The 20,338-nt window shown below is 57.0% G+C and carries 16 protein-coding genes; 14 read left to right on the top strand and 2 right to left on the bottom strand.

The annotated features are described in order from the left end of the window. Positions 1-220 precede the first annotated feature (220 nt). The 4 genes from flgB to flgE are packed head-to-tail and all read left to right on the top strand — an operon-like array spanning position 221 to position 3,134. On the top strand, positions 221-628 hold the full coding sequence (flgB, locus tag KQP88_RS16035; RefSeq protein ID WP_025260920.1) for a flagellar basal body rod protein FlgB: 408 nt from the start codon (positions 221-223) through the stop codon (positions 626-628). 3 nt (positions 629-631) lie between these two features. Continuing rightward, positions 632-1,072, top strand: coding sequence for a flagellar basal body rod protein FlgC (gene flgC, locus KQP88_RS16030; RefSeq protein WP_025260919.1), 441 nt, complete (start codon positions 632-634; stop codon positions 1,070-1,072). A gap of 15 nt (positions 1,073-1,087) precedes the next feature. After that, a complete protein-coding gene (locus tag KQP88_RS16025) occupies positions 1,088-1,768 on the top strand; it encodes a flagellar hook assembly protein FlgD (protein WP_216703584.1) in 681 nt (226 codons plus the stop codon). Positions 1,769-1,796: 28 nt separating this feature from the next. Continuing rightward, positions 1,797-3,134 carry a flagellar hook protein FlgE gene (gene flgE, locus KQP88_RS16020; RefSeq protein WP_216703583.1) on the top strand — a complete coding sequence of 446 codons (1,338 nt, stop codon included), beginning with the start codon at positions 1,797-1,799 and terminating at the stop codon, positions 3,132-3,134. Here flgE and KQP88_RS16015 read toward each other — a convergent pair. Together KQP88_RS16015 and KQP88_RS25295 are read right to left on the bottom strand one after the other, a co-directional pair. Beyond that, positions 3,122-3,406: a hypothetical protein gene (locus KQP88_RS16015; protein WP_216703582.1), complete on the bottom strand. Its 285-nt coding sequence runs from the start codon at positions 3,404-3,406 to the stop codon at positions 3,122-3,124. The two genes, flgE and KQP88_RS16015, sit on opposite strands and share 13 nt — an antisense overlap. Next, complete coding sequence (locus KQP88_RS25295; protein WP_025260916.1) at positions 3,372-3,563, bottom strand: hypothetical protein; 192 nt, start codon at positions 3,561-3,563, stop codon at positions 3,372-3,374. Before KQP88_RS25295 ends, KQP88_RS16015 begins: the two co-directional genes overlap by 35 nt. Positions 3,564-3,843: 280 nt before the next feature. Here KQP88_RS25295 and KQP88_RS16010 point away from each other — a divergent pair, with 280 nt between their 5' ends. The 10 genes from KQP88_RS16010 (at position 3,844) to KQP88_RS15965 (ending at position 20,148) form a co-directional block, all read left to right on the top strand. Then, the gene (locus tag KQP88_RS16010) at positions 3,844-4,584 is read left to right on the top strand and encodes a flagellar basal body rod protein FlgF (protein WP_025260915.1); all 741 of its coding nucleotides are present in this window, start codon (positions 3,844-3,846) and stop codon (positions 4,582-4,584) included. A gap of 46 nt (positions 4,585-4,630) precedes the next feature. Continuing rightward, on the top strand, positions 4,631-5,419 hold the full coding sequence (gene flgG, locus KQP88_RS16005; protein ID WP_025260914.1) for a flagellar basal-body rod protein FlgG: 789 nt from the start codon (positions 4,631-4,633) through the stop codon (positions 5,417-5,419). 73 nt (positions 5,420-5,492) lie between these two features. Further along, positions 5,493-6,206 carry a flagellar basal body L-ring protein FlgH gene (flgH, locus tag KQP88_RS16000; RefSeq protein ID WP_025260913.1) on the top strand — a complete coding sequence of 238 codons (714 nt, stop codon included), beginning with the start codon at positions 5,493-5,495 and terminating at the stop codon, positions 6,204-6,206. Between the two features lie 13 nt (positions 6,207-6,219). After that, complete coding sequence (locus tag KQP88_RS15995) at positions 6,220-7,329, top strand: flagellar basal body P-ring protein FlgI (protein ID WP_025260912.1); 1,110 nt, start codon at positions 6,220-6,222, stop codon at positions 7,327-7,329. Between the two features lie 10 nt (positions 7,330-7,339). Further along, positions 7,340-8,566 (top strand): flagellar assembly peptidoglycan hydrolase FlgJ, encoded by a 1,227-nt coding sequence (flgJ, locus tag KQP88_RS15990; RefSeq protein WP_216703581.1) that lies wholly within the window; start codon positions 7,340-7,342, stop codon positions 8,564-8,566. 10 nt (positions 8,567-8,576) lie between these two features. Further along, a complete protein-coding gene (gene flgK, locus KQP88_RS15985) occupies positions 8,577-10,640 on the top strand; it encodes a flagellar hook-associated protein FlgK (protein WP_200993363.1) in 2,064 nt (687 codons plus the stop codon). A gap of 13 nt (positions 10,641-10,653) precedes the next feature. Further along, complete coding sequence (locus KQP88_RS15980) at positions 10,654-12,246, top strand: flagellar hook-associated protein 3 (RefSeq protein WP_216703580.1); 1,593 nt, start codon at positions 10,654-10,656, stop codon at positions 12,244-12,246. 88 nt (positions 12,247-12,334) lie between these two features. Continuing rightward, positions 12,335-15,913 (top strand): glycosyltransferase, encoded by a 3,579-nt coding sequence (locus tag KQP88_RS15975; protein WP_216703579.1) that lies wholly within the window; start codon positions 12,335-12,337, stop codon positions 15,911-15,913. 127 nt (positions 15,914-16,040) lie between these two features. Beyond that, the gene (locus KQP88_RS15970; RefSeq protein WP_216703578.1) at positions 16,041-18,941 is read left to right on the top strand and encodes a glycosyltransferase; all 2,901 of its coding nucleotides are present in this window, start codon (positions 16,041-16,043) and stop codon (positions 18,939-18,941) included. 280 nt (positions 18,942-19,221) lie between these two features. Continuing rightward, a complete protein-coding gene (locus KQP88_RS15965; protein WP_216703577.1) occupies positions 19,222-20,148 on the top strand; it encodes a ketoacyl-ACP synthase III in 927 nt (308 codons plus the stop codon). Positions 20,149-20,338: the final 190 nt, after the last annotated feature.

Genomic DNA, 20,338 nt, shown 5'->3' with positions numbered 1-20,338 from the left:
TGATTGTGCAGCCTGCGGCAGCCTGTGCCGCGGACATGGCAAAAAAACGGCACATCCCTTGCCGCTTTAACCCTTCGTAGCGGAAATGCCTTGCCGCTTTTCTGGCATTGCCGACCTGCATGTCGCTACAGACCCCGCAAACACTGGCTTTATGGATTTGGCACGCTGATTGCTTTCTCAGTGATACGAGAATCAGGTCAACCGGCAAAGGTTTCCCGAAATGAGCATCAGCTTCGATAAAGCATTAGGCATACACGAAAAGGCCCTCAACTTCCGGGCTCAGCGTGCAGAGGTGTTGGCCAACAACATTTCCAACGCCGATACCCCGAATTTCAAGGCCCGTGATCTGGACTTTTCCTCGGTGCTGGCCGCCGAAAACGAGAAGGCTCAGAACGGTCGTTTTGCGCTGAACATGACCAATAACCGTCATATCGAAGCTGAAGGCATGGGCAATGGCGATGGTACGTTGATGTACCGCACCCCGTCTCAGCCTTCGCTGGACCAGAACACCGTCGATTCGCAGGTCGAGCAGGCCAGCTACACCGATAACGCCATGGGTTTCCAGGCCAGTTTCACCCTGCTCAACAGCAAATTCAAAGGGCTGATCTCAGCCCTGCGCGGAGAATAATCCATGTCACTAGCCAATGTGTTCAACATTGCCGGTAGCGCCATGAGTGCCCAGACCACGCGTCTGAACACCACTGCCAGTAACATCGCCAACGCCGAGACCGTGTCATCGAGCATGGATCAGACCTACCGTGCCCGTCACCCGGTGTTCGCAACCGTGTTGCAGGGTCAGCAGTCCAACGGTGGTTCGCTGTTTCAGGATCAGAGCGATGCCGGTCAGGGCGTTCAGGTCAACGGCATCATCGAAGACAGCTCCAACCTTGAAGCGCGTTTCGAGCCTAATCATCCCTCCGCTGACAAGAACGGGTACGTCTACTACCCCAACGTCAACGTCGTGGAAGAAATGGCTGACATGATTTCCGCCAGCCGTTCGTTCCAGACGAACGCCGAAATCATGAACACCGCAAAATCCATGATGCAGAAAGTTCTGACCCTCGGTCAGTAATAAAGGGCGAACGTTATGGCCGTTGAAAACGATGTATCGACGAGTTTTATAAACTCGCTGCAGAACCCCAAAGCCAGTGCCAGCAGTTCGGGCGAAGCGCTGGGCAAGGATGCGTTCCTGCAGTTGCTCGTCACCCAGATGAAAAACCAGAACCCGCTGGATCCGCAGGACAACACGCAATTCGTTGCGCAGTTGGCGCAGTTCAGCAGTCTGGAAAGCATGCAGAACCTGACCTCGACCGTTGACTCGATTGCGACCAGCTACAAGTCTTCCCAGGCTTTGCAGGCTTCCTCGCTGGTAGGTCGTTCGGTGATTGTCGAGACCGGTACCGCTCAGGTGGATACCACTAAAGGCCTGACCGGTTCGGTTGTAGTGCCGTCCTCGACCTCGGCAACGACGGTCAAGGTATACGATGCCAGCAACAATCTGGTGGATACCATCGACCTGGGCTCCAAGAGCGCAGGCAATGCAAGTTTCACTTGGGATGGCCTCAACAGCGAAGGTACTGCCATGCCTTCGGGGACTTACAGCTTTATTGCAAATGGCACTATCAACGGCACGAACAATGGTCTCTCGACTTACCTTCCAGCAACAGTCAACAGCGTTACTACGGCTGTGAGTGGTGGGGAAATGACTCTAAACCTGGCTGGCGGCAATTCGATCGCTCTGTCCAAAGTGCAATCAATCGGAATATAGAGCCGACTAGACGGCGTAGGAGTGGTACATGTCATTCAATATCGGCCTTAGTGGGCTCTATGCAGCAAACAAAAGTCTCGACGTTACCGGCAACAACATTGCCAACGTTGCGACCACTGGTTTCAAGCAATCGCGTATCGAATTTGCTGACCAGTATGCTCAGTCGATTCGTGGCACTTCCGGTGGTACCAGCATCGGTAGCGGTGTGACCACGGCTGCCGTTTCCCAGCAGTTTGCCCAGGGTGGCCTGACCACCGGGACTGGTAACAGCCTGGACCTGGCAATCAACGGTAATGGTTTCTTCATGCTCAGCAACAACGGCGAGACGCTCTATACCCGTGCCGGTGCATTCCGTACCGACAAGGATGGCTATGTCGTCAACAGCTCGGGCATGAACCTTCAGGGTTACAACGTTGATGCGAACGGCAATGTTGCTGTGGGTGTCTCGGGTGATCTGCGGGTTGACAGCTCGAATCAGGCGGCCAGTCCGACCAGTATCATCACTAACGTTGCCAACCTCAATTCGACGTCGACAGTTCCGACTATCTCGCCTTTCGATGCGACGAATACCAATAGCTATAACTTCACCTATAGCACCAAGGTCTTCGACTCTCAGGGTAACGAGCATTCTCTGGAAACGTATCTGGCTAAAACGGGCACCAATACCTGGGCCATGTATTCGTTGATCGATGGTCGCAGCATCAGCGATCCGACCAGTACCACAGCTGACCGTAACAACCTGACTTTCGATACCTCCGGCAACATGGTCATCAATACTTCGGCGACCCCGTCGGTTCCGTCGGCCAGTACCAACATTTCAGTCAATACTGATGGTACTTTCCAGGTCAACAACTGGATTCCAGCCATGCAGACCGGTACTGGCACCTCTGCGACCTGGGTTGCCAACGGTGCTGTCGGTGTCACTTCGGGCATCAGGCTGGACATGACCCAGGCTACCCAGACCGCTTCTGTATCGGGTCCTATCACCCAGACTCAGAATGGTTATGCGGCTGGTCAGATCAAGGATATGAGCGTGGATGCCAGTGGCAACCTGTTCGCTTCCTACACCAATGGTCAGTCAAAAGTGATTGGTCAGGTTTCTCTGACTACATTCGCCAACGTGCAGGGGCTTTCTCCTGCTGGTGGTACCAACTGGCGTGAAACCTTCGCCTCCGGTTTGCCGGTGACCGGTGTTCCGCAGTCGGGCACTCTGGGTTACATCACGGGTCAGGCGCTGGAAGATTCCAACGTCGATCTGACGCTGGAACTGGTCAACCTGATCAAGGCGCAAAGCAACTATCAGGCGAATGCGAAAACCATTTCGACTGAAAGCACCATCATGCAGACCACTATTCAGATGACCTGATAACCAGGTTTGATGGAGCGTTGAAGAAAGCCCCTTTGCAGGGGCTTTCTTGTTTCTGGAAGCTTGAAATCCGCTGTGATGAAGTAATGCCTATCAGTTAAGGCATAAACAAAACGTGTGGGAGGCAGCTTGCTGGCGAAAGGGTCTGTGACCGGCAGATATTCGGTGTCTGTAGAAGTCGCCAGCAAGCTGCCTCCCTCAAAGTGATTCGATCGGTATGGCTGTGGTGAAGTCTGCTCAGACCGAGCAATCGGATTTGATAAACCAGCCATTCAGTCGTTTCCATCCCGGCCCTGGACTGGTCTGGGCGCAGACAATCCTGCTTGCGCCCTGCCATTTGTAATAGTGGGCGGGAGCGGCCTGGGCGAAGAGGGCGCTGGTCATCAGCGGTATTGCGATGAGGCCGAGAAGTTGCGCTCGAAAGTGCATGCTGATTCTCGTTGTGTGGAGTTTCGGCAAGATTATCACCCTCATCAGGCGGGTTGCTCAGGGTGAGCGAAGTTTTTTTGGCGGTGTGCCATGTCGCTTTGCTCGGTAGCGGCAATCTACCGCCGCTCTTGTGTGGCGAGGTTTCGGCGGCTGCCCGTCACGCTCCGCTTTTTGCTGGAGAATCAGGCGTTTGTATCCATTCTGAAAAGTTGGTCCCAAAATTGCTTTCTCCCCCTCAGAACAGCTACAGGCGGCAAGCGTCTGTCGGAGGAGGAACACTGTGGACAAGTTGCTTTATGTCGCAATGAGCGGGGCGTCTGAAAACGCCCAGTCGCAAAAGGTGCATGCCAACAACCTGGCTAACGTATCGACCAATGGCTTCATGCGCGACCTGCAACAGGCCCGTTCGATGCCGGTATTTGGCGAGGTCATGCCTTCGCGTGCCTATGCGATGGGTGAGCGTCCGGGTACTGACTTCTCCGGTGGTGCACTGATCCAGACCGGCCGCGAGCTGGACGTTGCCGTCAAGGGTGATGGCTGGATTGCGGTCCAGACTGCCGATGGTGGTGAGGCCTATACCCGCAGTGCCGGCATGAATATCGATGCCCTGGGTGTGTTGCGCAACGGCAGCGGTTTGCCGGTCATGGGCAACGGCGGGCCGATTGCCGTGCCGCCCGAGCAGCAGATCGAGATCGGTGCCGACGGCACGATCAGTATTCGCTCCATGGGCGAAAGCCCGCAGGTGATGGCGCAGGTTGACCGCATCAAGCTGGTCAATCCTGACATGAGCACCATGGAGAAGGGGCCGGACGGTCTGATTCATACCAAGACCGGTCAGGCTGCGCCAATGGACGCCAATGTGCGTGTCGAGTCCGGCTTTCTGCAGGCGAGCAACGTCAATGCCGTGGAGGAAATGACCTCGGTGCTGGCCCTGGCCCGGCAGTTTGAATTGCACGTCAAAATGATGAAAACAGCTGAAGAAGATGACCAGGCGATGGCTCGCGTCTTGCAACTTGGCTAACCATTGACAGCTTGCGCCGACAAACCGGCGCTTGAGGAGAATACGAATGCTTCCTGCACTATACGTTGCGAAAACCGGCCTCGCTGCTCAGGACACCAACCTGACCACCATCTCCAACAACCTGGCGAACGTTTCGACCACAGGTTTCAAGAGTGATCGTGCCGAATTCCAGGACTTGCTCTATCAGATCAAGCGTCAGCCGGGTGCCCAGTCGACGCAGGACAGCGAACTGCCGTCCGGTCTGCAACTCGGTACAGGTGTTCGCATCGTCGGTACGCAAAAGAACTTCACCGCCGGTAGCCTGCAGACAACTGAGAACCCTCTGGACCTGGCCGTCAATGGCCGTGGTTTCTTCCAGATCTCGCAGCCTGACGGCACCATCGCCTACACCCGCGATGGTACTTTCCACCTGGACTCCACTGGCCAGATCGTGACTGCCAATGGTTATGCCCTTGAGCCTGCGATTGTCGTTCCTCAGAACGCCCAGACGTTCACTGTCGGTCAGGACGGTACTGTTTCGATCACCGTAGCGGGCGCCACTGCCACGCCGCAGGTCATCGGCAACATCCAGACCGCCGAGTTCATCAACCCGGCCGGCCTGCAGGCCATTGGCGGCAACCTGTATCTGGAAACCGGTTCCAGCGGTGCACCTCAAGTGGGTACTCCTGGTCTGAACGGCCTGGGTACCACCCTGCAGAACACCCTGGAAAACTCCAACGTGAGCACGGTTGAAGAGCTGGTCAACATGATCACCACTCAGCGTGCCTACGAGATGAACTCCAAAGTGATCTCGACTGCCGACCAGATGTTGCAGAACCTGACTCAGAATCTGTAAGACCCTGATGTATCTGCTCAAAACCGACAAGGCGTCTGATGGGCGCCTGCTACACCGCGAGGTTTCAAGTGTCATGAAACGCCTTAGTGTTCTGCGTTTTTCAGTGTTGATCGCCCCCTTGAGTGCGATTGCCTTGCTGTCAGGCTGTGTGGCGCCCTCTGCCAAGCCTAATGACCCTTATTACGCGCCGGTGTTGCCGCGTACGCCCATGTCTGCCGCTGCAAACAATGGTGCGATCTATCAGGCCGGTTTCGAGCAGAACCTGTATGGCGACCGCAAAGCCTTTCGTGTGGGTGACATCATCACCATCACGCTTTCCGAGCGGATGGCGTCCAGCAAGGCTGCAAGCTCTGCCATTACCAAGGACAGCACCGCCAACCTGGGTCTGACTTCGTTGTTCGGTTCCGGATTGACGACCAATAACCCGATCGGCAGTAACGATCTGAGTCTCAATGCCGGTTACACGGGCGCACGTTCTACCGCAGGTCAGGGGCAGGCCGCCCAGAGCAACAGCCTGACCGGTTCGGTGACGGTGACGGTTGCCGATGTCATGCCCAACGGTATTCTGGCGGTGCGTGGCGAAAAGTGGCTGACCCTCAATACCGGTGATGAGCTGGTCCGTATTGCCGGTCTGATTCGTGCCGACGACATTGCCACCGATAACACTGTGTCATCCACGCGAGTGGCTGATGCGCGTATCACGTATTCAGGTACTGGTGCATTTGCCGACTCCAACCAGCCAGGCTGGTTCGACCGGTTCTTCCTCAGCCCGTTGTTCCCTTTCTGATAGCGGGATAGACATGATCAAGTTCAAGCAACTGATTGCGGCAACCCTGCTGCTGTCCACCGCCTTCGGTGTTCAGGCCGAGCGCCTGAAGGACATCGCCAGTATCTCGGGCGTACGGGCCAACCAATTGATCGGTTATGGCCTGGTCGTCGGCCTCAATGGTACGGGTGACCAGACCACTCAGACGCCGTTTACCCTGCAGACCTTCAACAACATGCTGTCGCAGTTCGGCATCAAGGTGCCGAGCGGCTCGGGCACCGTGCAGTTGAAAAACGTTGCGGCGGTGGCGGTCTATGCGGACCTGCCGCCTTTCGCCAAGCCGGGTCAGGTGGTGGACATCAGCGTTTCGTCCATCGGTAACTCCAAGAGCCTGCGGGGCGGCAGTCTGCTGATGACCCCGCTCAAGGGTGTCGATGGCAACGTCTACGCCATTGCCCAGGGCAACCTGGTGGTGGGTGGCTTCGATGCTGAAGGTCGTGACGGTTCGAAGATTACCGTCAACGTTCCGTCGTCCGGTCGTATTCCGGGCGGTGCTTCGGTCGAGCGTGCGGTGCCGAGCGGTTTCAATCAGGGCAACAGCCTGACCCTGAACCTCAACCGCTCCGACTTCACCACGGCCAAGCGCATCGTGGACAAGATCAACGACATGCTTGGCCCCGGCGTCGCCCAGGCGCTGGACGGTGGTTCGGTGCGTGTGACTGCGCCTCTTGATCCGGGTCAGCGTGTGGATTACCTGTCGATTCTGGAAAACCTGGAAATCGATCCGGGCCAGACTGCCGCCAAGGTCATCATCAACTCGCGGACCGGCACTATCGTGATCGGCCAGAACGTCAAGGTATCGCCAGCCGCCGTGACTCACGGCAGCCTGACCGTGACCATCACTGAAGATCCGATCGTCAGCCAGCCCGGCGCGCTTTCCAATGGCCAGACAGCTGTGGTGCCGCGCTCCAGGCTCAATGCCCAGCAGGAAATGCATCCGATGTTCAAGTTCGGCCCGGGCACCACGCTGGATGAGATCGTTCGTGCGGTCAACCAGGTGGGCGCGGCTCCCGGTGACTTGATGGCCATTCTCGAAGCCCTGAAGCAGGCCGGCGCGTTGCAAGCCGACCTGATCGTGATCTGAGGAATCGAGCATGGATATGCCCAAGAGCGGAATTTCCACAACGGTCGACTCGGGTGCCTATACCGATGTCAATCGTCTGGCCGCTTTGAAGAATGGCGACAAGGACAGCCCGGAGAACCTGAAAAAGGTGGCTCGGGAGTTCGAGTCGCTGTTCGTCAGCCAGATGCTCAAGGCCATGCGCTCGGCCAACGAAGTGCTGGCCAAGGACAATCCGCTGAATACTGCTGCAACGCGGCAGTATCAGGACATGTATGACCAGCAACTGGCCGTTACCCTGTCGACCCGTGCCAATGGCATCGGGCTGCAGGATGTGCTGATGCGCCAGTTGTCCAAGGACAAGGGCGTCAATCACGCGGCTGCGGCGAGTAGCACTCAGGCTGCTGCTACGGATTCCTCCAAGGCGGGATTGGCCACCAGCGTCTATCAGCGTCCGCTGTGGGCGACTCGCTCGGCAGCGGCAGACAAGGCGGGGGCTGCTGGCTCTGTCGAAGGGCGTAATGACATGGCGCTGCTCAATTCGCGCCGCCTGGCATTGCCGACCAAGCTTACCGATCGTTTGCTGCTGGGGATTGTGCCTTCGACGGCAACCACCAATGCAAATGCCAATAGTCCGATGGCTGCGCAGCGTGCGACATCGACCGGCAGCAATGGTGACTGGACGCTGGATCCCAATCTTGCCGAGCCGCAATACGTTCGTACCATGGCTCAGCCGCCGCTGGCACCGGCCAAGCGTGCCTTCGGCAACTCCGACCAGTTTGTGGCGACCATGTTGCCTCTGGCCAAGGAAGCCGCAGCGCGAATTGGCGTCGATCCCGTCATGCTGGTGGCCCAGGCTGCGCTGGAAACCGGCTGGGGTAAATCCATCATGCGTCAGCAGGATGGCAGTAGCAGCCACAACCTGTTCGGCATCAAGGCAACCGGTAGCTGGCAAGGGGCGCAGGCCCGTGCAATCACCAGTGAGTTCCGTGACGGCAAGATGGTCAAGGAGACGGCGGACTTCCGTTCATACGATTCCTATGCTGACAGCTTCCATGACCTGGTCAGCCTGTTGCAGAACAACAATCGGTATAAAGAAGTCATCAACTCCGCCGATAACTCTGAGCAGTATGTAAAAGAATTGCAGAAGGCCGGTTACGCCACGGACCCGGCCTACGCAAGCAAGATTTCGCAGATTGCGAAACAGATGAAGAGTTACCAGAACTACGCCGCTGCAACGGGCTCTTCCACGACTTTATAAGGTTTGAATCATGTCGCTGATTTCAATTGGGCTCTCGGGTATTACTGCCAGCAGTGCCGCGATCAATACCATCGGTAACAACACGGCCAACGTGGACACTGCCGGGTATTCGCGTCAACAGGTAATGACCACGGCTTCGGCGCAGATCAATATCGGTCTGGGTGTCGGTTACATCGGTACCGGTACCACGCTGTCCGACGTGCGTCGTATCTACAACAGCTACCTCGATGCCCAATTGCAAACCAGTACTGCGCTCAGTGCGGATGCCGTGGCTTACGCTGGTCAGGCCAGCAAGACCGATACCTTGCTGTCTGACAGCACCACGGGTGTTGCGGCGCAGATGTCGAAGTTCTTCACCGACCTGCAGTCCGTTGCCTCCAATGCGACCCAGTCGGCAGAGCGCTCGACTTTCCTGACCCAGGCAAGCGCGTTGAGCGCGCGCTTCAACTCGATAGCCTCGCAGTTGTCATCGCAGAACGATAACGTCAATGCGCAACTGACTACGCTGACCGCTCAGGTCAACGAACTGACGAGCACGATTGCCAGCCTGAACAAACAGATCACTGCGGCTTCCGCCGGGAATACCACCCCCAACACTTTGCTTGATACGCGCAACGAAACCGTTCGCCAACTTAACGAACTGATCGGCGTCAAGGTCCTTGAAAGTAGCAATGGCACCTATGATGTCATGACGGGTACCGGACAGTCCCTGGTAAGCGGTTCCACCGCGGCGACCCTCTCGGCTGGCCCAAGCAAGACCGACCCTTTGCAGTACAACCTGCAGATCAAGATCGGTCAGACCTCTACTGATGTAACGTCGGTGGTGACTGGTGGTGCCATTGGCGGTCTGTTGCGTTACCGCTCTGAAGTATTGACGCCTGCTTCCAATGAGCTTGGACGTGTGGCGCTGGTACTGGCCGATCAGATCAACAGTCAGATGAGTCAGGGTATCGACAGCAAGGGTAATTTCGGCTCTGGCCTATTCACCAACATCAACAACGCTGATCTGATCACTCAACGCAGTATTGGCAAGGTTGGCAACAGCGCAGGCTCGGGCAACCTTGATGTCACGATCAAGGACACCAGCAAACTGACGGCTGACGATTACGAAGTCACCTTCAGCGATGCCAACAATTTCACCGTGCGCCGTTTGCCCAATGGCGAAAGCGTCGGCACCGGTTCGTTGACGGATAACCCGCCGACCCAGTTCGAGGGCTTCACGGTAAGCCTTAATGGCAGTGCGATGGCTGCTGGCGATTCTTTCAAGGTCAGTCCGACGCGCAATGGTGCTTCGGGTATCGCTGTTGCCCTGACCGATGCCAAGGACATTGCCGCTGCCGCGCCACTGACCGCCAAGGCAGGTGTCAGCAACTCCGGTACCGGTGGTTTTACCCAGCCTGTCCTCACTACCAAGGCCGACATCTACGATTCGACCCAGACCAGCGACCTGCGTAATGCGCTGCAAAGCTCCACACCGATGAAACTGGTGATGGGCTCGGTCAGCAGCACTGGCGTGCAGAGCTATACGCTGGTGGATTCCACCGGTGCGGCTGTGCTCGATCAGAATGGCAATGCTGTGGGCGGTTCCATCGTCCAAGGGCAGAGCAATAACATCAAGCTCAGCGTGGGCTACGCCGACACCCGTACCACGCCAAGCACTCAGACTGCATTCGAGATCGAGATGACCCTCTCGGGCTCTCCAATCGTCAATGACACCTTCAGCATCGACATGACTGGTGCCGGTTCTTCCGACAACCGTAACGCCCTGGCCGGTGTGGCCTTGCAGACCGCCAAGAGCGTTGACGTGACCGGTGGCAGTGTCGGCACCAGCCTGTCCGGTGCCTACGGTGATCTGGTTGCCAAGATCGGTACTCGTGCCAGTCAGGGCAAGAGCGATGTGACAGCTACAGATGCCGTTCTGGCCCAGGCCAAGTCGGCGCGTGATTCAGTATCGGGCGTGTCCCTGGATGAAGAAGCGGCCAACCTGATCAAGTATCAGCAGTACTACACCGCCTCTTCCCAGATCATCAAGGCGGCACAAACCATTTTCAGCACGCTGATCAACAGTCTTTAAGGAGTCGTGAACCATGCGTATCTCAACTACCCAGTTCTACGAAGCCACGACTTCGAACTATCAGCGCAACTATGCCAACATGATCAAGAGTGGCGAAGAGGTCTCCAGCGGGATCAAGCTCAATACTGCCAGTGACAACCCCGTGGGAGCTGCTCGCGTGCTGCAACTGGCACAGCAGAACTCCATGCTGACTCAGTACTCATCGAACATCGGTACGATCAATACCAACGCCACCAACTCTGAAACCGCGCTGACCAGCATCATCGATGCCATGCAGACTGCTCAGGAGCTGATCGTCAAGGCGGGTAACGGTTCGTATACCGACAAGGACCGTATCTCCACGGCAGATGAACTCAAGCAGTTGCAAAGTCAGATCCTGGGCTTGATGAACAGTCAGGACTCCAACGGACAGTACATGTTCTCGGGCTCGAAATCGTCGACTCCTCCGTACTCGCAGAATGCCGATGGCACTTACAGCTACAACGGTGACCAGACCCACGTGAATCTCGCGGTGGGTGACGGCCTGGTGCTGGCAAGCAATACCACCGGTTTCGAGGCGTTCGAGCAGGCAATCAACACTTCTCGTACCTCCGCGACATTGACGTCTCCTGCTGTGGAAGATGGCAAGGTATCGCTGACCGGCGGCCTGGTGAAGTCCAGCAACGCGTATAACAACAACTATCAGGCAGGCGAGCCTTACACGCTGACCTTCCTGAGCAGTACCCAGTTCAAGATCACTGATGGTTTGGGCAATGATGTGACCGCCGACGCTTCGACAGCGGGCACGTTTACCCACGACAGCTTCAACGATCAGTCATTCACGTTCCGTGGTGTCGAGCTGACCATGAACGTCAACCTGACGGCGGCGGAAAGAGCAACGACTGCAGCTGCGGACGCTGTTCTGACCAACCGTACTTATCAGTTGGCTTCGACGCCGGACAGTGTGACCACCTCCCGTAGTCCCGGTAACCCTTCGACTGCGACCATCAGCAGTTCTGTAGTAGGTACCAGCGCTGCTGACCTGACCGCGTTCAACAATACATTCCCCACCACGGGTGCGATTCTCAAGTTCACCAGTGCCACGAATTACGAACTGTATGCCTCGCCCGTCACCAGCAGCAGTACGCCGGTGTCCACAGGCACGCTGACCGGGACAACCGCCAATGCGGCGGGTGTCAACTTCACCATCAGCGGCACGCCGGCCAACGGTGACCAGTTTGTGGTGCAGTCTTCCACGCATCAGACCGAAAACGTTCTGAACACCTTGTCGGCAGCGATCAAGGCATTGAGCACGCCAGCCGATGGCGACCTGGTTGCTTCCCAGAATCTTGATGCGGCATTGTCCTCGGCGCTGGGCAACATCATCAGTAGCAGGGAACAAGCTTCCACTGCGCGTTCGGCGGGTGGTGCTCGTCAGGTCGCGGCAACTGCGCAAGGCGTGACCAACGACTTGCTCAAGGGCAACAATGAGGTTGAGCAGGGCACGTTCGTCAACTCAGACATGGTTGAGGCAACCACCCGGCTGACGTTGCAAAAGACCATGCTGGACGCCTCCCAGTCAGTTTTTGTCCAGTTGTCCAAGTTGAACCTGTTCAGCCAGATCTGATTCCTGGCATTGAGCATCCGCCGTCTTTTTTCAGCGGTGAGGGAAGCCATTCGACTGGCTGGTTTCCCGCCGCTCATGAGTTCGTACTGTGAATCAAACTCCCCTCGTCAGTATCGTCATCCCGGCCCTCAATCCACGGTTCTTCCGCGAAGCTCTGCAAAGTGCCCTGGCTCAGAGCTACGACAATCTTGAGGTCATCGTTTGCGACGACTGTCAGACCGGTGAAATCAAAGAGATATTCGACGAACTGGTGACGCCTTCGAACACCATCGCGCGCTATGTAGGCAACCCTTACCGTCTGGGCTTCCAGGGCAATCTGCTCAAGTGCCTTGAAGAGGCGCAGGGTACGTACATCAAGTTCCTGTGCGATGACGATCGTCTGTATCGCTATTGCATAGCCCGTCAGGCTCAGGTCCTCGATCAGCATTCCGATGTTCTGCTGGTAGTCGGCAAGCGACATCTGGTCGATGTCGATGACTATGTGTTGCCGACCCGCATGGAGAACGTCGGTCTTGTTCCCTACGATGCCCTGTTCAAGGGCGAGGACATGCTGGCGATTTTCGAGCGTACGCCGCGTAATACCCTTGGCGGCTTCAGCAGTGCACTGATGCGCAGGGCCGATGTTCTGGAGTACCTGCCATCCCTGGCGCAGCCAGGGCAGGGCTTTGTGGCATTGCTCGATTTCGCTTTGTTCAACTGCCTGTTGCGACGCGGCAATCTGGTCGCGCTGCACAGTATTGAAAGTATCGAGCGTCTGCATCCTGCCCGGTTCAGCAAACAGCCGGACATGTACCACACAGCAACCACGGAATGGGGCTGGCTGAACGAAATGCTCAAGGCGCGTAGCGGAGAGCAGGCACCAGCCCAGGGCTGGGTGCGCTTTATCGCCTTGCGCAAGGCTCTGGAGTCGCCCAGAGAGTGGGATGAAGTCGGTCTCTACGGCGTAATGGCCAATCGTCAGGGCATCATGCGCAGCCGGGTCGGCAGTGACAGCGAAAGCTATGCCGAACTCTATGCCGAGTGGCTTTCGTGCCGTCGGTTTCTCGGGTCTCGGAAAAAGCTTCTGGAGCAGCGAGTCGTAAGCTGGGCCTGGCAGCCGCGTATCGTTCCGGTGGTGATCGATGATCATGATAAAACCGATGCGCTGGAGATGACCCTCAAGAGCATTACCGATCAGGATTACCCGGCCGAGTCTGTGGTGGTCTTGACCAATGCCGCCAGTCTTGAGGACCAGCAGGTATTACGTTTTCCGCTTCAGGCCGACTGGTCGCAACAACTGAACGATGTACTGCCGTTGCTGGAGCACGCCGACTGGGTGTATCTGTTGCGTGCCGGTGACAGGCTGACCGAGTCTGCGCTGCTGGTTCTGGCCGAGCGTGTCGCCCAGATTTCCGGTCTTTTGTGTGTCTACAGTGATGAAGGCGCAATCGTTGATGACGAGTCGCAGGAGCCGGTGTTCAAGCCGGACTTCAACCTCGACCTGATGCGGGGTTACCCCTATGTGGGGCGGACCTTGGCCTTTGAGCGTCGCAACCTGCTGAGCATGGGCGGTTTTGATCCTGTCCATGGTGAGCTGGCGCCCCATGATGTGATCTGGCGTCTGGTGGAAAGTGCCGGCCCGCAAACCATCGAGCACATCGCTGAAGTCCAGGTCGAGTCAAGCCTGTCGTTCGCTCAATGGCTCTCACTGCCTGAAGTGATCGAGCGTAGCGAACCTCTGGTGTCGGCCCACCTGCAGCGTATCGGTCTGGAGCATGTCATTCATCATGATCAGTTGCCGCTGCTCAACCGTATCGAGTACCTGCATGCTGCCAGCCCGCTGGTCTCGATCATTATCAGTACCCGTGATCAATTGGCTGATCTGGAGCGCTGCCTCGACAGCCTGCTCAGCAAGACTCGATATCCTCATTACGAAGTAGTGATTGTCGACAAGGCCAGCGAGAGCGCCGAGGCCCTGGCCTGGTTTACTGCCATGGGTGAACTGGGCAGCGAGAAATTGAGGATTTTCGCTTCGCCCGATGCTGGTAACGAAGCCGCCACGCAGAATTTTGCGGCTTCCCATGCACGCGGTCAGTATCTGGTTACCCTCAGCCCTCACGCGATTATTCACCAGGCTGAATGGCTCGATGAGTTGCTCAGTCATGCCCAGCGTCCTGAGGTCGGTATTGTCGGTCCGCGCATCCTGAGCCCGCAGGGCAATATCTTGTATGCCGGTATGGTGCTGGGTCTGGAGGGGCTAGCAGGCAGACCGTTCGTCAGCTTGCCAGCGGATGCGAGCGGTTACATGCAGCGCCTGCTGCTGACGCAGAACTGGAGCGCAGTCAGCGGTAACTGCCTGATGGTGCGCAAAGAGGTATTCGACAGTGTGGGCGGGATGGATGCGGCCACGTTCTCATTGGGGCTGCATGATCTGGACCTGTGCATGCGCGTCGGCGGTGAAGGGTATCTCATCGTCGGAACACCATGCTCTTCTGTGGTGCTGGCCGAGCCCGCTGCGGTTCAGCGTTCGGAGTCTTCTCGCGAGAAACTTGATAACGAGCAGAAGTCTTTTTACCTGAAATGGCTGCCGAAAATGGTCAGGGATCCGGCCTATAACCCGAACCTGAGTCTTAGCGAGGCCTCCTCGTTCAGTCTGGAGCCGGGGCTGCAGTTTGGCTGGAACCCGTTCTGCACGCGCCACCTGCCTTCCATTCTGGGCATGGCTGTCAATTCGTCGGCCGTGGGGCATTATCGGGTCAGCCAGCCCTTGCTTGAACTGGTGGCTGCCGGGCGTGTACTCGGGAGAATGACCTACGAGTCGCCTTCGATCATCGAAATCGAGCGTCAGTCCCCGGATGTCATCGTCTTCCAGGGGCGTTACACCGAGGCCAAGGTGCCGGATATTGCCCTGGTGAAGAATTACTCCAGCGCGATGCGTATTTTCGAACTGGATGACTACATCGCCGATGTCCCGGAGAAAAACGAACATCGCCGCAATATGCCGGACAACATTGCGACCATGTTGCGCCGGGGTATCGGGCTCTGTGACCGGGTCGTGGTGTCGACTCACCCACTGGCCCAGGCCTTGTCCAGCATGCATAGCGATATTCGCGTGGTGCCCAACATGCTGGCGACCCATCTGTGGAGCAACCTCAAGAGTGTTCGCCGCAGTTCCGGTAAACCGCGGGTCGGCTGGGGTGGGGGAACCAGTCACCGGGGCGATCTGGAGCTTATCGTCGATGTGATACGGACGTTGGCCGATGAGGTCGAGTGGGTCTTCTTCGGCATGTGTCCGGATCTGCTCAGGCCTTATATCCATGAGTTCCATTCGGCTGTGAGCCTGCATACCTATCCGGCAAAACTGGCGAGTCTGAATCTGGATCTCGCACTGGCGCCGCTGGAGTTCCATATCTTCAACGACTGCAAGAGCAACCTGCGTCTGCTGGAGTACGGCGCTTGCGGCTACCCGGTGATCTGCTCGGATACCGAAGCCTATCGTGGGCACTTGCCTGCCACTCGGGTCTACACCAACAGTTCCGAGGAATGGCTGCAGGCGATCCGCATGCATTTGTCCGATCCCAATGCCAGCTACCGCATGGGTGATGAGCTAAGGGAGACGGTACTGCGCGATTTCATGCTGCGCGGCGAGAACCTGCAGTACTGGGCCAACGGCTGGTTGCCGGATTGATCCGCACAAAATGAATACTCTGCAGCGCAGGACTTGCGCTGCAGATGCTATGTTTTTGCTCTTGCTTCAGCAGCGGGCGAATTGTCCCCTCTGTTGAGAGAGTCATCGGTTCGCTATGGGAAAGACTATGCAAAGCAATTTCGGGAATGAAGCCACGCCGTTGAATCAGCGTCTGACATTGGTGTTGCTGGCTCAGGATCAGCCAGATTTCCTGCGTCGAGCCTTGAAGTACTACAGCGACTATCCCTGTGCTCTGGTGGTTGTGGATTCATCCCGGGCACCTGATCCCGAAATAGCCAGAATCCAAGGGCTTGAGTACTTGCACGAGGCGGCGCTCGCCGAGGCGGGTCTGGGTGCCCGGATCGCTGAAGGCATCAAGCGTGTTTCCACGCCTTTCGTTGCTTATCTGGATGCCAGCAGCTTCCTGTTGCCGGACGCGCTGACCGAGGCATTGTGCTTTCTTGAGGCGCATGACCAATACGGTGCAAGCCAGGGCTACAGTCTGAGCTATCAGGCTCAGGTCGGTCAGGTGGATTATCTGCGTCGTGATCGCAAGGTCATCGAGGATCACTCATCGGATCAGGCAGGTGAACGCCTCATCGGTTTCCTGGGTCAGGGGACTTCTCTGCTCAATGCCGTCACCCGAACCGAGCTGGCCCGGCAGTGGTTCGCTGCGGTTCCTGATGGAACGGATCTGCACTGGCAGGAAATCGGCCATATGGCCTATCTGGCAGCGGCCGCAAAACTGCGCATCCTGCCCGTTCCTTATGGGCTGCATTTCGTAGAGAGTGAAGAAGCGCTTTCACAGCATAACGCTGCCATCAAGGCTGCGCTTACGCATATCGATCCCAAGGCCAGGGCCGGGCGCGAAGAGTTTGCCCGGATGCTGGTATCAGCCCTCACTTCGGCTGCGGTTGCGGGTAACGAGGGTGAAAAGCTGATTCTGGCCGGGCTTGAGGCGATGAGCGAGTCCCTGAGCACCCAGAGTTTTCAAGGCAAGGAAAAGATTGTCAGTTCGGTCTGGAGTGTTGCCTTCGAGCAGTCCGAGCCGCATTTCGAGCCTCGGCAGTTCGTTGAGTTGCCTTTTTACAACCAGTCGTTTTTCGATGAACTGGCCCGGATCGAGTTTCTGATCCATATCCTGCCGGCCGGTCGCTTGCAGCTTGAAGGCCTGGAAGCCGCACTGCTCAAACAGAGCGAGCTGCTGCGCCCACAAAACAACCCCGATGCCGAAACGCTGGTCAGCCGACTATGGCAGGCCTATGCCATTTATGCCTTCAACCATGACGTGGTGCAGAAACTGGCTCAGGAACTGAGCAAATCTGCTGACGATGAGGAAGAGGCAGAGCGGATCGTGGCCTGGGGCAAGCGCCTGCAGGCGGTGTCCGACAAGGACAATGGCAAGCTGCTTGATAGCATGGCGTCCGGTCATCTGCTCAAGTGGCTGGATGCGCGAAATCCAGACGCTGGCGAACTGAAAAAGCTCAATGCCCGACTTGAGAAAAATCCTGCAGGTTCCCGGATCGGGATTCTGCTGCTGGATCTCGAGGCCGATATCTTCAAATTGCAGGCCACCTTCGACAGCCTGATCAACGGTCATTACCGTGCATTCAAGGTGATCGTTTTCACCACTGGCGAGTTGCCGGCGACCACTACGCTGCAAAATACACTGCATTTCGTGAAGGTCACTGAAAGCAACTACGTCGACAAGATCAATCAGGTGGTCAAGCAATCCCCAAGCGACTGGCTGATGCTGGCCAATGCCGGCGAAGAGTTCACCAAAAGCGGTCTGCTCCAGGCCAGCGTCGAGCTGATCGATGCCGCGCAGTGCCGCGCGGTGGCAGTGGATGAAATCCATCGTCAGCCCAACGGCACGCTGGCACCTCTGTTCCGTCCGGGATTCAACCTGGATCTGCTGCAGAGCCTGCCTGCGCTGATGGCGCGTCACTGGCTGATTCGTCGTGATTTGCTGGTGGAGGCGGGGGGATATTCCCGTGATTTCCCGAAAGCGCTGGAATTCGACCTGTTGCTGCGTCTGATCGAGCAGGGCGGCATGAGCGGGCTGGCTCACCTCAGTGAACCGGTCCTGATCTGCGAGGCTCCCGAGCTTGAAGAGAACGAGGACGAGAAGAAGGCGCTGACCCGTCACCTCGGCAAGCGCGGCTATCAGGCTGAGGTCAGCTCGATACTGCCTGGCACCTACAAGATCGATTATCGCCACACTCATCGGCCAATGGTATCGATCCTGCTGCAAAGCCAGGACAACCTGCCGGAGCTGCAACGCTGCCTGCAAAGCATTCTGCAGCGCACCCGCTATCAGCGCTTCGAAGTGCTGATCGCCGATAACAACAGCAGCTCGCCTGAGCTGTCGACCTGGCTGGACCAGCAGGAAAAGCTGTCCAGTCGGGTTCGTGTGTTCAGGGCTGACCAGCGTTTGAGTCCTGCGGTCCTGAGCAACCTCGTCAGCCAGGAGGCCAAGGGCGAGTACCTGATTCTGCTCGATGCCCAGAGCCAGATTGTCAACGTCGGCTGGATCGAGTCGTTGCTCAATCAGGCCCAGCGTCCTGAAGTCGGTATCGTCGGTGTCAGGCTGGTGGATCGTGAGGGCACTGTGACTCAGGCCGGTCTGATTCTGGGTCTCAATGGCGGCGTCGGTTCAGGCTTTGTGGGTGAGTCGAAGAAATCCAGAGGCTACATGCACCGCTTGGTGATCGAGCAGAACTACTCTGCTGTGTCCTCGGCGTGCCTGATGATCGAAAAGTCGTTGTTCGATGCAGTAGGCGGTCTGGATGAAGGTGAGTTTGCCGAAGCCCTGTCTGATGTCGATTTGTGCCTCAAGGCGGCTCAGGCCGGTTATCTCACGGTCTGGACGCCACACGTGCAGGTCGTGCATTCCGGCGTGGTGAATGCCCCTGACGAGGCGCGCACGGCGCTGATCGATAAATGGTCGGCACAGTTCGCCCATGATGAGGCTTACAGCCGCAATTTTGACCTCAACGGCCAGGGTTTTACGCTGGCTGCGCGTTAATCCTTCCTGTCTTGAGCGATCCGCCTGTCATGCAGGCGGATCGCATCGCCTGCAAGCCGTTGTTTTCGGCTTTTTCGTGATCCGCAAATCGTAAAGCATGCATGTGGGAGTGACCTGCGGGTCATAAAGTGCATCTCCACATTATCGTGTTACAGGGAGCGGCGTGCGTTCGACTTGCGTAGCGTGTCCCACACCCTGAAAATGCCCGCAAATCGCCTATTCGGTAGCGCCCTGATTTTCTTGGGACGAACATTTACCTGTTACTAATCGGGAAGCCATGATGATTGGCATAAAAAGCATAGCGAGTTACGTGCCCACAGATGGCGTGGATAACTACGCTCAAGGTGCCAAGTTCGGCAAGGATGAAGAGTTCATCTTTGGGAAAATCGGCTCCACATTTCTTCCGCGCAAGGATTCCGCTCAGGAAACGTCGGATCTGTGCGTGGAAGCGGTCAATAAACTGCTGGCCAACAATCCTCAGTTGAAGCGCGAAAGCATTGATGTGCTGATCGTCGTGACCCAGAACGGCGATGAAGAAGGGCTGCCCCATACCGCTGCCATTGTTCAGGACAAGCTGGGCCTGTCGACCAATGTCGCTGCGTTCGATATCTCCCTGGGTTGCTCCGGTTATGTCTATGGCATCTACGCAATCAAGGGCTTCATGGAAGCGACAGGCCTCAAGAACGGCCTGTTGGTGACTGCCGACCCTTATTCGAAGATCGTCGACCCTGAAGACCGCAACACCACCATGCTGTTTGGCGATGCGGCCACCGCGACCTGGATGGGCGAAGATGCTCCGTGGCAACTGGGCAAGGCGAAGTTCGGTACCGACGGTTCCGGTGCGCCACACCTGAAGGTCAGCAATGGCGTGTTTTTCATGAATGGCCGTCAGGTCTTCAACTTTGCCTTGCTCAAAGTGCCTGCGCACTTGCATGAGCTGTTGGGCGAGTCCGGCCTGCAGCCTGACGACATCGATGCCTTCTGTATCCACCAGGGCAGTGCGGCCATCGTTGATGCCGTGGCGCGTCGTTTCGAGGACAAGCCCGAGAAGTTTGTCAAAGACATGGTCGAAACCGGCAATACCGTGTCTTCGAGCATTCCGCTGCTGATTGAAAAGCATGTGCTCGACTCTTCCTGGAAGCGCGTTGCACTGAGCGGTTTTGGTGTCGGGTTGTCCTGGGGCTCGGCGATCATCTATCGGGACTGATCGCGGTCTGTTCAAGAAAAGCGCTTGTGGGGCAGCCCGCAGGCGCTTTTTTCGTCAGGAAGTGCGCGGGGCTGATAGCACCGGTTTTGTATTCCTGCTTTTTCCTGCCTTGTCGGTATCGCAATTCAAGGCAGTTTACTGGCGTCATCTCTCAGTGGGTTGGGCTTCAAGCCCTTGTTTTATAAGGGCT

This window comes from Pseudomonas lijiangensis (genome assembly GCF_018968705.1).
Taxonomy (GTDB): Bacteria; Pseudomonadota; Gammaproteobacteria; order Pseudomonadales; family Pseudomonadaceae; genus Aquipseudomonas; species Aquipseudomonas lijiangensis.
The sequence above is the reverse complement of the archived record's forward strand: the minus strand, read 5'-3'. Positions and strand labels throughout refer to the sequence as shown.